Here is a 13,899-nt window from a genome sequence, read left to right as displayed (position 1 = left end):
GATGTCCTTTCAGCGGGCTTGCGATGTCCAGGGCCGGGGATCAGTGCTGATAGCCGTAGACGCCGCGCGACTGGTCGCGCACCAGCCGCCCCTTCTCGAGCTCGATGACGCGCTTGCGCATCTGGTCGACGATGTTCTGGTCGTGGGTGGCCATGACCACCGTGGTCCCGGTGCGGTTGATGCGGTCCAGAAGGCGCATGATGCCGACCGAGGTCTGGGGGTCGAGGTTTCCGGTCGGCTCGTCCGCGATGAGGAGCATCGGGCGGTTGACGAACGCGCGGGCGATCGCGACACGCTGCTGCTCACCACCGGAGAGCTCGCCCGGCATACGGTCCTCCTTGCCGCCGAGGCCGACCAGGTCGAGCACTTCGGGGACCGTCTTGCGGATGGTGCCGCGCGGCTTGCCGATCACCTCGAGGGCGAACGCCACGTTCTCCGCGACCGTCTTGTTGGGCAGCAGGCGGAAGTCCTGGAAGACGGTGCCGAGCTGGCGGCGCATGTGCGGCACCTTCCAGTTCGACAGCCGGGCCAGGTCCTTGCCGAGGACGTGCACCGTGCCGGTGTCCGTGCGCTCCTCGCGCAGCAGGAGCCGCAGGAAGGTGGACTTCCCGGAGCCCGAGGAGCCCACCAGGAAGACGAACTCGCCCTTCTCGATTTCCAGCGAAACGTCCCGAAGTGCAGGACGGTTCTGCTTGGGGTAGGTCTTGGAGACGTTGTCGAATCGGATCACGGTCGCACTCCGGATACAGGGGATCGGAGGCGACCTTACGCGAACGCCGAGGGGCCGCGCAGTTCGCGGTCCGGGTTGGTGCGTTTATTCACCGGCCAAAGCAGACAAAGTGGGCATTGGCCTCGCGGGTCACTCTTCGGAGTCGCGGGAATCGCGCGGGGCGCGCCTGCCGCCCCGGAAACTGGCACAGTGGTGGGGGGACCCGGGAACGGACCGTCCCCGACGCGCGTTGTTCATGGAGCGGCCGTAGGGCCGCATTGGGAGGAGGCGACCGCATGACAGTCGACCGACTGGTGTGCGCCAACTGCGCCGGCCCCGTCAGCGAAGGCCGCTGCGCGGTCTGCCGCGCCCACCGTGCACGCCTGCAGCAGGAGAACCCCTTCGCCGCCATCACGCCGGCGGCCCTGATCGCCCTGCTCGTGGCGCTGCTCGCCGTGGCATGGGTGGTTCACGAGGCCACCGCGTAGCGGCACCACCCGCAGCGGAAGGGGCCCGGGTCGTCGATGACGTCCCGGGCCCCTCGCCGTACGCAATCGCGTGATCACACGGTGGTATTGCGACCCGCCGGCCAGGCGCGGCATCAGGCGGAATCCGATGCCCCCCGCGATCATGGTGGCGGCGCCGATCAGCGGGAAACCGGTCTCCCCGGCACCGGTCCCGGCCAGACCCTCCTTGGTGTCACCCTGGGTGACGACCTCGCCGCTGCCCGCGTCGTCGGTGCCGGTGCCTTCCACGCAGCTCACGCTGTCACCGGAGACGGCGCGGGCGGTGTCGCCGCCGGAATCGCCGGTGGTGCTGCCGCCGTCGGTGCGGGTGCCGCCGTCGGAGCCCGTGGAGCCGCCGTCGGCCGAGGACCCGCCGTCCGTGGTGCTGCGACCGTCCGTCGCGGTCTCGCCGGTCGTGGCCCCGTCGGCGCCTTCCGTAGCGGTGCCGTCCGTGCTGGTACCGGTGGCGCCGTCCGGCCTGCGCGGCACGCGTCAAGGGAGCGGCGTGCACAGGGGAGCCTCAACGGGACGTACTCGGGATCCGGATCCGGGCCGGCCCGGGCTCGCCCCCGTTCGCTCACGCCCCGGTCATACGCATGCCGTGCACGACGATTCCCAGAATGCGCACCGTCGTCAAGGTCATTCCGGCCGCATTACCTGGAATGACCTGCGGTGGCGGCCGATTGCTTGCTCCGCCGTAATCCGAAACGCACAACTGCCGCCCATGAGGACGGCAGTTGTGCGAACGACGAAAAGATGTGAACGGTGAACGCTCGACGCCGGCGTCAGACCGCCGCGGCCTGCTCCTGCTGCTTCCGCCAGCGGATGCCCGCCTCCAGGAAGCCGTCGATGTCGCCGTCGAGGACGCCTTGCGGGTTGCCGACCTCGAAGTCGGTCCGCAGGTCCTTGACCATCTGGTACGGGTGCAGCACGTAGGAACGCATCTGGTTGCCCCACGAGTTGCCGCCGTCGCCCTTGAGGGCGTCCATCTTGGCCTGCTCCTCCTGGCGGCGCCGCTCCAGCAGTTTGGCCTGCAGCACGTTCATGGCGCTGGCCTTGTTCTGGATCTGGGAGCGCTCGTTCTGGCAGGAGACCACGATGCCGGTCGGGATGTGGGTGATCCGGACCGCGGAGTCGGTCGTGTTGACGCCCTGGCCGCCGGGGCCGGAGGCGCGGTACACGTCGATGCGCAGTTCCGTCTCGTCGATCTCGACGTGGTCGCTCTGCTCCACGACCGGCAGCACCTCGACGCCCGCGAAGGAGGTCTGGCGGCGGCCCTGGTTGTCGAAGGGCGAGATGCGCACCAGGCGGTGCGTGCCCTGCTCGACGGAGAGTGTGCCGTAGGCGTAGGGCGCCTTGACGACGAAGGTCGTGGACTTGATGCCGGCCTCTTCGGCGAACGAGGTCTCGTAGATCTCGGTCGCGTAGCCGTGCCGCTCGGACCAGCGCAGGTACATGCGCTGGAGCTGCTCCGCGAAGTCCGCGGCGTCGACGCCGCCCGCCTCGGCGCGGATGTTGACCAGCGCCTCACGCGCGTCGTACTCGCCGGACAGGAGGGTGCGGACCTCCATCTCGTCCAGCGCCTTGCGGACCGAGTCCAGTTCGGCCTCGGCCTCGGCGCGGGTGTCCGCGTCGTCCTCGGCCTCGGCGAGCTCGAAGAGCACCGCCAGGTCGTCGATCCGGCCGCGCAGCGCCTCGACCTTGCGGAGCTCGGCCTGCAGGTGCGACAGCTTGCTGGTGATCTTCTGGGCCGCCTCGGGGTCGTCCCACAGCGACGGCGCCGCCGCCTGCTCCTCGAGCACGGCGATGTCGGCCCTCAGTTTGTCGAGGTCCAGAACGGCCTCGATCGACCCCATGGTCGAGGAGAGGGACTTGAGCTCTTCGGATACATCCAGGACTGCCACGTCCCCCAGCGTACCGGGTGGGCGGCGAAGCTTCGGCGGTCCCGCCACCGCACCCCCGTTCCCGCACCCCGCGGGCCCGGGGATGCGGTGGCGGTCACCCCCGGGTCAGAGCAGCGGCGGCGCGGGATCCGCGGCCGCGGACTCCGCCGCCCGCTGCAGGGCACTGGCCAGAAGCGCGAGGTCGGTGGGGCCGTTGCCGAGCTCGCGGACCGGGCGGCGGGTCGGCGGGTCGCCCATGCGGTCCCATTCCAGGGGGACGACGGTGGGGCGCAGGGTGGCCGTCCGCGGGATGCGGCCGCTGACCCGGCCGGCCTGGAAGGCGGTGACGGCCCCGTCGGGGCGGCGCAGATAGCCGCGGCCGGGCAGCGTGTCGTCCAGGGCGGCCGGTTCCTCGACGGCGACCAGCAGGGCCGCGGACTCCGGCTCCTCCGTGCGCAGCGCGATACGCAGCCGCGCGGCGTCGTCCGCCTCGGTTCCGGCCGTGCGCTCGGGACGGCCGGTGGCGGCGATCAGGTGCACGCCCAGACGCTCGCCGTCGCGGGCCACGCTCTCCAGCGCCCGGACGACGGAGCCGGCGGCGGGCCGGCCGGGGCTGCCCAGGGCGGGCGCGACGAGCGCGTCGAAGTCGTCGACCACGACGACGAGACGGGGCAGCGGTGCCGCGGTGCGCGTCTGCACGCGGACCGCGCCCTGTGGCTGCGTCTCCCCCGCGGCGGCCGGCGCGCGGCCCGGCTCGGCCTGGCGCGGCACCACCGGCACGCGGTGGCGGTCGTGCCACTGCCGGAAGTCCAGCCCGTCCAGCAGCTCTTCGCGCCGCTTCAGTTCCGCGGCCAGGGCCTGCGCGAACTCGCGCATCCGCACCGGGTCGGAGGCGCACAGGTACGTGGACACGTGCGGCAGGTCGGTACAGACCCGCAGGCCCTCGCCGCGCTCCGTGCCCGCGCCGTCGACCAGCACAAGGGCGAGCCGGTCCGGGCGCTCGGCGGCGGCCAGGGCGGCGGCGACGGACCGCAGCAGTTCGGTCTTGCCCGAGCCGGGCGCGCCGCCGGCCAGCAGATGGGGGCCCTCGGCGACCAGGTCGACCAGGACGCGGCCGCCGGGGCCCGCGCCGAGGACGGCCGCGGCGGCACCGCCGGAGGGCGCGGGCTCGGCCCAGCGGGCGGCGATCTTGGCCGGGGTGGCCAGGCCGAGGTCCAGCTCGTCCAGGAGGCGGGCGGTGCGCGGCAGCGCGGTGCGGGTGACGCGGGGCGCGGCGGCGTCGCCCTCGCGCAGCGGTGCCAGGGCCCGGGCGAACCGCTCGGCCCAGGCGGTGGAGACCGCCTCGACCGTCATCCGTTCCGGGCCGTGCGGCTCGATGCGCAAGGTGGTGGCCACGTCGCCCTCCAGGACGGCGACGGCGCCGCACTGGGCGGCCAGCCGTTCCGCGCTCTCGGCCAGGCACAGCACATGGACGCCGACGGACGGCCCGGTGGCGGCGATCCGGTCGACGGCCTCGCCGAGGTAGGCCGAGCCGGGGTCTCCGTCCACGACCAGCAGGGTGTGCGGACCCTCGCGATCGGCGGCGGCCTTGGCGACCGCCTCCGCGGTCGCCGTCGCCCAGCCGTTCCCGAGCGGGCCCTCCTCGATGCGCCGGACCAGCTCGGCGACGCGGGCCTCGGCCTGCTCGCGGTCGGTCGCGGTGAGCAGCCGGCAGTCCTGGCCGTGGGCGGGGCGCAGATGCGGCAGCCAGTGCAGCCAGGCCCACTCCTCCGCGCGCTGTTCCGCGGGCCGGGAGCGGTCGGCCGCCAGGAGGGCCACCTCCAGCGCGCCGGGCGCGTGCAGGGCGCACAGCTGGGCGATCACGGCCCGGGCGAGCCCGGTGAGCCGCGGGCGCGGGCCGGCGAGGCCGAGCACCTGGGTGTGCGGGTCGCGCAGGTCGATGGTGAAGGGGACGGCGGGCAGCGTGCGGTAGCCGTCCTCGGCGGGGAGGTCGGCGGTGCCCAGGCGGACGGTCAGCGTGTCCGGGTGTCCGGGGGCGCGCTCCCACAGCCGCGGGCCCGGCCCGAGGGCGGTCAGCAGCACGGCGGCGGGGTCCGGCCACCGGTCGCGCAGCCCGGCGGCGTCGGTGACGTCGTGGCCCGGGCCGGCGGCCCCGTCCGGCCCCGTGCCGTCGGCGGGGCCACGCCCCGCGGCCAGCCGACGGGCCCAGCTTCCTATGGCCCCGGCCATCCGGCTCCCGGCCTCGGCGGCCCGGCCGGCGGTGCGCCGGGCCTGCGCCGGCGGGACCGCCCGGGTCTGCTCCGACAGGCCGCGCTGCGGCGTGTCGCGGCGGCCTCCTGAGGCGGCGACGGGGGCCGCGGGAGGTACCGCGGGTGCCGGGGACGCCTGCGCCGCGCCGGGAGCGGGCGCCGGGCGGGGATCCGGTGCGGCCCCGCCGGGGGAGGCGGGCCCGGCCGGGCGCTCCGCGGACCGCGCGGGCCGCCAGGCCGCCACCGCCTCGCCGTCGGGCCAGGAGGCCGGCGGGAGGGTGACGTGCAGATGGCCCTCGGCGTCCGGGATGGCGGGGACGGAAGCCGGAGGCGGCGGGACCGTGGACCCGGGCGGGGTGGGCTCCAGCTGGAGGACGGACTCGCCGATGCGCAGCAGGGCCCCGGGGGCGAACGGGACACCGCGGGGCCCGACCGGCTGCCCGTCGAGCGTGGTGCCGTTGGTGGAGCCGAGGTCGTGGACGGTGACCCGGCCCCCGGCGTCCACGGTGATGGCGCAGTGCAGCCGGGAGACGTCGGGGTCGTCCAGGGGGACGTCCGCGTCGGCGGACCGCCCGACCCGGATCTGCCCGCCCTGCAGCAGGTGGACCCCGCCGGCGTCGGGACCGCCTATGACATGGAGCCGGGCCGCGGCCGAGGGTCGTTCCTCGTGGTGGCCGTCGGCCGGGGCGTGCAGCGAGAGCACGGCGCCGTCGAGCAGCGGCGGCACACCCAGCACGGCGGTCGCCGGGTCCAGCCGCTCGGCACCGGCGTACAGCGGAGGCAGGGACCTCAGGGACGCCGTGGACCGCGCGGGCTGCCCGGAGCCGCCCGTGCCGGAGGTCAGGGCACCCGCCACGGCCCCCAGGAGGGTGCCCGCGGGCGCGGTGACGAGCACGTCGGAGGAGCGCGCCCCCCGGCCGCCGCGCGGCCCGAGAACGGTCAGCCGGATCTGCATCTCCGTCCACGGTCCCTTCTGCCCGGTCCGAAGGCGGGAAGGGGCCTCGCCCCACCCGCCGTGTCCGGGCACATCGACACGTACAAGAACGAACCGACCGGCTCCCGTTGCTCAGCGATCCGCGATCCGCACGCGCATCCTCCCACTCGCCACCGACAGGTTGCCGCCGGTGCCCACCTTCACGATCTTGAATGATCAGCATTGGGCGGAAAAAGCAACCAAACGACCGTACTCCGCGTCCTAATCCCACGCCCGCCCCGTGCGTGAACGAGCTCCGCTCCCATGACGCGGCACTACAGTGGGCGCACACAGGCCACGGACCAGGCCAAGATCCAGGGAGTGCGAGACGTGCGGCCGGTAGGCAGCAAATACGAACTGGTGGAGCCGCTGGGACGCGGTGCCACGGGCACCGTGTGGCGCTCCCAGGTGCGGGACACCGGCGAGACCGTCGCGATCAAGGTGCTCAAGGAAGAGCTCGCGAGCGACCCCGACGTCGTGATGCGCTTCCTGCGGGAGCGCTCGGTGCTGCTGCGGCTGCGCCACCCGCACATCGTCCGCGTGCGCGACCTGGTCGTCGAGGGCGACCTGCTGGCCCTGGTGATGGACCTGATCGACGGCCCGGACCTCTACCGCCACCTGCGCGAGAACGGTCCGTTCTCCCCCGTGGGCGGCGCCCTGCTGACCGCGGCCATCGCCGACGCCCTGGCCGCCAGCCACGCCGACGGCGTCGTGCACCGCGACCTGAAGCCCGCCAACGTGCTGCTCGCCACCGTCACCGGCCCGGACGGCAGCGCCCAGATGCACCCGATGCTGACCGACTTCGGCATCGCCCGGCTGGCCGACTCGCCCGGCCTCACCCGGACCCACGAATTCGTGGGGACCCCCGCCTACATAGCGCCGGAGTCCGCGCAGGGCCGCCCGCAGACCTCCGCGGTGGACATCTACGGCGCCGGCATCCTGCTGTACGAGCTGGTCACCGGCCGTCCGCCGTTCCACGGCGAGAGCGCGCTCGAAGTGCTGCAGCGGCACCTGAGCGCGGAACCGCGCCGCCCCACCACCGTCCCCGAACCGCTGTGGACGGTCATCGAGCGCTGCCTGCGCAAGGAGCCCGCCGAGCGCCCCAGCGCCGAGAACCTGGCCCGCGCCCTGCGCGTGGTGGCCGCGGGCGTGGGCGTCCACGCCTCCCCGGCGCAGGCCGAGGCCGCCATCGGCGTGGCCGCGCTGCTCGCCCCGGACCCCGCACCGGCGACCGTGCCGGACACCCCCCTGGTGCCGCCGGGCACCGCCGACCCCACCCAGGTGCTGCCCAACCGCTCGCCGATGGCCGGGTACGACCCGACGGCCGCCACCAGTGTGCTGTCCGCCGGCGGGGCCGAGAGCGGCGCCGACCCGACCCAGGTCATCCAGGGCGGTTCCCGCCCGGCCGGCGGCGCCGACGGCACCCGTGTGATGCCGCCGGTGCCCGGTGGCCCGCCGAACGAGCCGCCCCAGGGCCCGCACCCGTGGGAGTCGCAGCTCAACCGGGCCCGGGCGCGTGCCGAGCAGACCGAGATCCAGTACCTGGACCCCGACCAGGACCCCCTGCGGCGCCGCCCGCGCCGTCAGCCGGGCGGCCAGCCGCCGCAGCAGCCCCCGCAGTCCTACCAGCAGCGGCAGCAGCCCGGTGGGCAGGGGTACGCGCAGCAGCCCCAGCACCAGCAACCCCCGCGCCCGCCGCAGCACCGCCAGCCGCAACCGCAGCAGTACGCGCCGCAGCAGCAGCCGCAGCAGCAGTACGCGCCCCGGCCGCAGCAGCAGCCGGTGCCGCCGCGCTACGAGCAGCAGCAGCCCCGGCGGTACGAGCCGCAGCGGCCACCCGCCCCCGAGCCGCCCCCGGCCCGCGAACCGCGCCGGCGCAGCGCCAACCCGATGCGCATCCCCGGCCTGGGCTGCCTCAAGGGCTGCTTCACGATGATCGTCGTCGTGGTCGTCATCTTCCTGCTGGCCTGGTACTTCGGGCCGCTGCAGGGCTGGTTCGACACCGGCAAGGGACTCTGGGACACCCTGTCCACATGGGTGAGCGACATCTGGAACGGGATCAGCTCGCTGGGTGACTCCACCAGCGGCACTCCCAGCCAGTAGCGCGACAGGAAGCGCGGCAGCTCCTGCTCCCAAAGAGTGCGGCAGCTCCTGGCTTCAAGGAGTGACGGCGGGAAATTCTGAGAGCGTTTTCAAGCGCCACGTCTTGACGCCTCGTCAGCCCGGGCGGACAGTGAACTGCCCGGGCACCCCCCTTCACGCGCTCCCCCACCTCTCCCCACAGGAGGACTTGTCATGCGCGCGTCCAAACCTCTCGTCCGGGCCGGCGCGGCCGCACTGCTCGCGCTCGCCGCGGCCCTCGCGGGCCCGGCCTCGGCCAGCGTCCCCCCACCCGGCACCGGCTGGTCCCTGACCTGGAGCGACGACTTCACCGGCAGCGCCGGGTCGGCCCCCTCCGGCACGGACTGGATCACCGACACCGGCACCTCCTACCCCGGCGGCCCCGCGAACTGGGGCACCGGCGAGGTGCAGACGTACACCGCGAGCAGCACCAACCTCCAGCAGGACGGCAGCGGCAACCTCCGCATCACCCCGGTCCGCGACGGCTCCGGCCGCTGGACCTCCGCCCGGATCGAGACCCGCCGCACGGACTTCCAGGCGGCCGCGGGCGGCCGGGCCCGCATCGAGGCGCGCATCCAGATGCCGAACGTGACCGGCGCCGCCGCGGCCGGCTACTGGCCGGCGTTCTGGACGCTCGGCGCCGACTACCGCGGCAACTACCAGAACTGGCCCGGCATCGGCGAGTTCGACATCATGGAGAACGTCAACGGGATCAACCAGGTCTGGGGCACGCTGCACTGCGGCGGCAACCCCGGCGGCCCCTGCAACGAGACCAACGGCCTCGGCGCCGTCCACGCGTGCCCGGGCAGCGCCTGCCAGGGCGCCTTCCACACGTACACCTTCGAGTGGGACCGCAGCGTCAGCCCGGAGACACTGCGCTGGTACGTCGACGGTGTGCAGTACCACTCCGTCAACGCCTCGCAGATGGACGCGACGACCTGGGCCAACGCCACCCACCACGGCCACTTCGTGCTGCTGAACGTGGCGATGGGCGGCGCCTTCCCCAACGGGGTCGCGGGCAGCGGCACTCCGACCGGTTCGACCGCCTCGGGCGTGCCCATGCTGGTCGACTACGTGGCCGTCTGGAACTCCGCCGGCAGCGGCGGGGGCGGAGGCGGCGGAGGCGGCGGCACGGGTGCCTACGGCACGATCCAGGCCGAGTCGTACGCCGCCCAGTCCGGCACCGCCACCGAGACCACCACCGACACCGGGGGCGGCCAGGACGTCGGCTGGATCGGAGGCGGCGACTGGCTGCGCTACAACGGCGTCGCCTTCGGCTCCACCGCCGCCCACCAGTTCAAGGCCCGGGTCGCCTCGGGCGCCGCGGCGGGGGTGAGCGGGCTGGTCGAGGTGCGGCTGGACAGTCCCACCGCGACCCCCGTGGGCAGTTTCGCGGTCGGCAGCACCGGGGGCTGGCAGAACTGGACGACGGTTCCGGCCAACACCGCGGCGATCACCGGGACGCACGACGTCTATCTGACCTTCGCCAGCGGTCAGCCCGCCGACTTCGTCAATCTCAACTGGTTCACGTTCACCGGCTGAGACTGCCCATGGTGGTGATTTGTCGACTTCTGGAGGGTGATTTCTTCCGCAGAAGCCGCACTCACCCCGGACTGGTTCCCCCAACCGGCTCGCATCCGCGTAGCTTTGTCGCCAACACGACGGCACGTCGGAGGAGTCGGAGCAGCCTTGGGACGGAAGATCGGCAGCCGGTACACCGCGCACCAGGTGCTGGGGCGCGGGTCCGCCGGCACGGTGTGGCTGGGCGAGGGCCCCGAGGGCCCGGTCGCCATCAAGCTGCTGCGCGAGGACCTCGCCTCCGACCAGGACCTCGTCGGCCGCTTCGTCCAGGAGCGCACGGCCCTGCTGGCACTGCACCACCCGCACATCGTCGGCATCCGTGACCTGGTGGTCGACGGCTCCGACCTGGCGCTCGTGATGGACCTCGTGCGCGGCACCGACCTGCGCTCCCGCCTGGAGCGGGAGCGCAGGCTCGCGCCCGAGGCCGCCGTCTCGGTCACCGCCGACGTCGCCGACGGCCTGGCCGCCGCGCACGCGGCCGGCGTCGTCCACCGCGACGTGAAGCCCGAGAACGTGCTGCTGGACTCCGCCGCGCCGCCCGGACCGGGCGGGGCGCCCCCGGCGCTGCTCACGGACTTCGGCATCGCGCGACTGGTGGACTCCCCGCGCCGCACCCGCGCCACCCGCATCATCGGCACCCCGGACTACCTCGCGCCGGAGATCATCGAGGGCCTGCCGCCGCGCGCCTCGGTCGACATCTACGCGCTCGCCACCGTCCTGTACGAACTGCTGGCCGGCTTCACGCCGTTCGGCGGCGGCCACCCCGGGGCCGTGCTGCGCCGGCACGTCACCGAGTCGGTGGCGCCGCTGCCCGACCTCCCCGACGAGCTGTGGCAGTTGCTCTCCCAGTGCCTGGCCAAGGCGCCGGCCTCGCGGCTGACGGCCGCCGAAGTGGCCACGCGGCTGCGCGAGTTGCTGCCGGACCTGGCCGGGCTGCCGCCGCTGGAGGTGGACGCGCCCGGCGACCACCACCACGAGGACGCGGGCGGCTTCGGCGCCGAACCGGCGGGCGCCGGCGAGCCGTACGACCCGCCGGCCGGCCGCCGGCGCGGCGCGGTCCCGCTGGTCAGGGGCGCCGCCCCGGACTCCACCCGGGACACGCACACCAGCATCAAGCTGCCGACCGCCGAGGAACTCGCCGCCGGCCGCGCCGCGGGCGACGACCCCCGCGGCAGCCGGGCCCGGCACCGGCACCGTGCCGTCGCGGACTCGCCGCAGCGCCGCCGGGCCAAGATCGGGGCGGCCGCCGCAGCCGCCCTGGTGGCCGCCGGGCTCGGCGGCTGGGCCATCGCCGCCTCCGGCTCCGACGACGGCGGCTCCACCAGCCGTGAGGACCGGGAGCCGGGCGACTCCACGACGCACGCGCCCACCCCCACCGCGCCCACCGGCGCCGCGGCCTCCCCGCAGGGTGCCGTCAGTTCCCCCGCCGACGCCGCCGACACGGCCGGGGAGGCGTCGCTGCACTGGTCTGGCCTGACGGCGCTGCCGCCGCTCCCGGTCGCGGGGGTGGAGACCACCGGCAGGCCGCGGGCGGTCTCCGCCGCAGGGGCGACATACGTCTTCACCCGGGGCACCGACCGGAACCTGTGGTACCTGGTGGACGGCGGCTGGCACCGGCTCACCGGGATAAGCGTCGCCGACGACCCCTCGGCGGTCTCCTCGCGCGCCGGGCAGCTCGACGTGTTCGCGCTCGGCACCGACCACAAGGTCTACCGGCGCACCCTCAGCGACGGCGCCTGGGGCGGCTGGTACCAGGTGGACCAGCCCGCCACCTTCGACACCACCCCGGCCGCCGCGTCCTCCGCCCCCGGCCGGATCGACCTGGTCGCCCGCTCCGACGGCGACCTGGTCACCTCCTCCTGGGTCGACGGCCGGTGGAACGCCTGGGCGCTGGTGCCCACCGCCGGCCGCATCACCTCCGCGCCCGGCCTGGTGTCGCGCGCCCGCGGCACCCTGGACGCCTTCGTCGTGCGCAAGGCCGACGGGGCCGTGCTGCGCCTGCCGTACGTCAACGGCGCCTGGCGGCCCTCGGAACTGGTCCCCGGCCTGGACGCGACCGGCCGTCCGGAGGCCGCGGTGTCGGGGGGCCGGCTGTACGTCCTGGCCCCGTCCGGCGGCGGCGCCCTGGCCGCCGCCGTGGGCGCCGGGTCCGGCTGGGCGCCCGTCCCGGTGAGCGCCACCAGCCGCACCGGCGCCACGCTCACCGGTTCCGCGAAGTCGCTCACTCTCTACGTCCGCCGTGCCGACGGCGCCCTCGCCCGCTCGACCGGTTCGCCGGTCACATGAAGGTCACGATCCAACGGCCTTGTGCGTGGGCGGTATTGCGGCGGTTATCAGACCGGGCGTAACACTGAACGCGGAACAGCGGATGACGCGGGGACGGGACGCCCGGCGCAGCTGCCTCGGCCAACCGGCGGGCTGCCACCGCGGCGTGCTTCCGCGCTGAGGGGATGGGCAGGCAGATGCGGACATCCAGCAGGCGCACGCGAGGTACGCGCAGGGCCGTCGTCGCCGCGGTGGCGGCGGCCGCCCTGGCACTGACAGCGGCCGGTTGCGGCGGCAGCGACGACGACAACGGCGGCACCGGTGACAACGGAGCGGCGTCGCCCAGCGGTTCGGGCGGCGGGAACGGCGGCGTGGCGCTGCCGGACCTCAAGGGGCAGAGCCTCGAGGTCGCCGCGGTGTGGACCGGCCCCGAGCAGAAGAACTTCCAGAAGGTCATCGACGAGTTCGGCAAGCGCACCGGCGCCAAGGTCACGTTCGTGCCGACCGGCGACAACGTCTCCACCTTCCTCGGTACCAAGATCGAGGGCGGTCAGCCGCCGGACGTGGCGTTCCTGCCGCAGGTCGGCGTGTTGCGGCAGTTCGCGCAGAAGGGCTGGCTCAAGCCGCTCGGCCCCGAGGCGCAGGCCCAGCTGGACAAGAACTTCACGCAGGGCTGGAAGGACCTCGGCGCGTACGAGGGCAAGCAGTACGGCGTCTACGCCAAGGCCGCCAACAAGTCGCTGGTCTGGTACAACACCGCCGCCTTCGACAACGCCGGCATCTCCGCTCCTCCCGCCACCTGGGACGACTTCCTCAAGACCGCGGAGACGATCTTCGAGTCGGGCACGCCGCCGGTATCGGTGGGCGGGGCCGACGGCTGGACCCTCACCGACTGGTTCGAGAACATCTACCTCTCCCAGGCCGGGCCCGAGAAGTACGACCAGCTCGCCGAGCACAAGATCAAGTGGACGGACCCCTCGGTCAAGGAGGCGCTCACCACCCTCGGCGGGCTCTTCGGCAAGAAGGACCTCATCGCCGGCGGCCAGAGCGGCGCCCTGCAGACCGACTTCCCCAAGTCGGTGACGCAGACCTTCACCGGCAACCCGCCGAAGGCCGCGATGGTCTACGAGGGCGACTTCGTGGGCGCGTTCATCGGCGACAACACCAAGGCGAAGGTCGGCGAGGACGCCAAGGTCTTCCCCTTCCCGGCGGTCGGTTCCGGCAAGGCGCCGGTGGTCAGCGGCGGTGACGTGGGCGTCGTCCTGAAGGACTCCAAGGGCGCGCAGGCGCTGGTCACCTTCCTCGCCTCCACGGACGCGGCCGGGGTGTGGGCGTCCTCGGGCGGCTTCGTGTCGCCGAACAAGTCCCTGGACCTGTCGGTGTACCCGGACGAGGTCTCGCGCTCCATCGCCAAGGGCCTGGTGTCGGCGGGCGACGACTTCCGCTTCGACATGTCCGACCAGGCCCCGGCGGCCTTCGGCGGCACCGCGGGCAAGGGCGAGTGGAAGGACCTCCAGGACTTCCTGAAGAACCCCTCGGACGTGGCGGGCGCGCAGGCCAGGCTCGAAGCGGACGCCGCCAAGGCGTACGCCGGCTGAGGCGGCCGCGATAG

General features: G+C 74.1%; 8 protein-coding genes. 5 read left to right on the top strand and 3 right to left on the bottom strand.

What is annotated here, in order from left to right:
* Positions 1–40: 40 nt before the first annotated feature.
* Positions 41–730 carry a cell division ATP-binding protein FtsE gene (gene ftsE / locus ACIP98_RS33215; protein WP_319664533.1) on the bottom strand — a complete coding sequence of 230 codons (690 nt, stop codon included), beginning with the start codon at positions 728–730 and terminating at the stop codon, positions 41–43.
* Positions 731–1,005: 275 nt separating this feature from the next.
* Between ftsE and ACIP98_RS33210 the strand changes: the two genes are divergently transcribed.
* Positions 1,006–1,197 carry a hypothetical protein gene (locus ACIP98_RS33210; RefSeq protein ID WP_319664535.1) on the top strand — a complete coding sequence of 64 codons (192 nt, stop codon included), beginning with the start codon at positions 1,006–1,008 and terminating at the stop codon, positions 1,195–1,197.
* Positions 1,198–2,000: 803 nt separating this feature from the next.
* On the opposite strand, the gene prfB is transcribed toward ACIP98_RS33210, so the two are convergent.
* Entirely contained in the window at positions 2,001–3,119 is a 1,119-nt protein-coding gene (gene prfB, locus ACIP98_RS33205; protein WP_319664536.1) for a peptide chain release factor 2, read from the bottom strand.
* A gap of 105 nt (positions 3,120–3,224) precedes the next feature.
* Entirely contained in the window at positions 3,225–6,302 is a 3,078-nt protein-coding gene (locus ACIP98_RS33200; protein ID WP_401979498.1) for an FtsK/SpoIIIE domain-containing protein, read from the bottom strand.
* 348 nt (positions 6,303–6,650) lie between these two features.
* On the opposite strand from ACIP98_RS33200, the gene ACIP98_RS33195 reads away from it, so the two are divergent.
* From ACIP98_RS33195 to ACIP98_RS33180, 4 genes are all read left to right on the top strand, one after another.
* Positions 6,651–8,423, top strand: coding sequence for a protein kinase (locus ACIP98_RS33195; RefSeq protein WP_401979536.1), 1,773 nt, complete (start codon positions 6,651–6,653; stop codon positions 8,421–8,423).
* 192 nt (positions 8,424–8,615) lie between these two features.
* Positions 8,616–9,983 carry a glycoside hydrolase family 16 protein gene (locus ACIP98_RS33190; RefSeq protein ID WP_401979496.1) on the top strand — a complete coding sequence of 456 codons (1,368 nt, stop codon included), beginning with the start codon at positions 8,616–8,618 and terminating at the stop codon, positions 9,981–9,983.
* 147 nt (positions 9,984–10,130) lie between these two features.
* A complete protein-coding gene (locus ACIP98_RS33185; RefSeq protein WP_401979493.1) occupies positions 10,131–12,308 on the top strand; it encodes a protein kinase in 2,178 nt (725 codons plus the stop codon).
* 176 nt (positions 12,309–12,484) lie between these two features.
* Positions 12,485–13,885 (top strand): ABC transporter substrate-binding protein, encoded by a 1,401-nt coding sequence (locus ACIP98_RS33180; protein WP_319665692.1) that lies wholly within the window; start codon positions 12,485–12,487, stop codon positions 13,883–13,885.
* Positions 13,886–13,899: the final 14 nt, after the last annotated feature.

The organism is Streptomyces sp. NPDC088354 (genome assembly GCF_044753585.1).
GTDB lineage: Bacteria > Actinomycetota > Actinomycetes > Streptomycetales > Streptomycetaceae > Actinacidiphila.
The sequence above is the reverse complement of the archived record's forward strand: the minus strand, read 5'-3'. Positions and strand labels throughout refer to the sequence as shown.

What these genes read in the sequence shown, in the direction of transcription:
- ACIP98_RS33210 (WP_319664535.1), top strand. Translation starts at nt 1,006, where the DNA reads ATGACAGTCGACCGACTGGTGTGCGCCAACTGCGCCGGCCCCGTCAGC.
- ACIP98_RS33200 (WP_401979498.1), bottom strand. Translation starts at nt 6,302, where the DNA reads ATGCAGATCCGGCTGACCGTTCTCGGGCCGCGCGGCGGCCGGGGGGCG.
- ACIP98_RS33190 (WP_401979496.1), top strand. Translation starts at nt 8,616, where the DNA reads ATGCGCGCGTCCAAACCTCTCGTCCGGGCCGGCGCGGCCGCACTGCTC.
- ACIP98_RS33180 (WP_319665692.1), top strand. Translation starts at nt 12,485, where the DNA reads ATGCGGACATCCAGCAGGCGCACGCGAGGTACGCGCAGGGCCGTCGTC.